Origin of the sequence: Streptomyces sp. MBT53, assembly GCF_016654115.1 — a bacterium.
In the GTDB taxonomy this organism is placed as follows: Bacteria; Actinomycetota; Actinomycetes; order Streptomycetales; family Streptomycetaceae; genus Streptomyces.
The window spans coordinates 1-814 of the sequence record NZ_JAEQAZ010000511.1 but is presented as its reverse complement, the minus strand read 5'-3'; the positions used below and the strand labels follow the sequence as shown (position 1 = coordinate 814).

The window sequence follows — 814 nt, the reverse complement described above, 5'->3', positions numbered from 1 at the left end:
CCACGGCTGGTGGCTCGAGGTCAGGATGATCATCGACATCAGTGACTTGCCGTCGGTCCGCGGCTTGCTGTGCACCTGCTTCTGGAACTGCTCCAGGGCGTACTGGTCGGGCATCGTCGACCAGCTGAACTTCGGTCCCTTGTAGCCCAGTTGGAAGGCGTTGTAGACCTTGTCGAGGCCGTAGAAGCTCTGCTCCGGCCAGCCCTTCTGAATGCCCGGCATCACGCCGACGGTGTCGTAGTCGCCGGTCTTCTTGAAGGCGTCGGTCAGGCTCAGGTGGTCGCTGGCCATCACCGTGCGGTAGCGCTGCTGGTTGTTGACCCACAGCCCCGACATGGTCGTCGAGTGGCCCAGCCAGCTGCTGCCGCCGTAGGTCGCCGAGGTCAGCCAGCCGCTCTTCGCGGCGAAACCGGCCTTCGACAGGGCCTGGGTGTCGGCGGCGAGCGTCTCGTCGACACCGGGCGCCATGATCGGGTCCTCGATCGCGCTGCGGCCGTAGCTCTCGATGAACGTGAAGATCATGTCCTTGCCGCGCAGATCCGGGACGAGCTGGCTGCCCGGGGTGTTGCCGAACGCGTCGACCTTGGCGACCTTCTCGAACTCCGCCTCGTCGCGCAGGGTGTTGCGGATCGCCACGGTGCGGAGCTTGAGGATCGCGGCGGTGTGGTCGGCGGCGAGCGGCACGTCGGAGACCTGGAGGCCGAAGGCCGTGCAGGTGATCCAGACGGTGCCCGCGATCAGCGCGCCCCGGGATGCCTGCGCCTTGTGGTCGGCCAGCAGGTTGCTGAGCCGGACCACGGCCAGCGCGACCAGC

Annotated in this window: 1 pseudogene; it reads right to left on the bottom strand. The window is 67.2% G+C overall.

Annotated features, from left to right (window positions below):
* Window positions 1-814: pseudogene (locus JHN45_RS52530) on the bottom strand (CDP-alcohol phosphatidyltransferase); the annotation flags it as partial.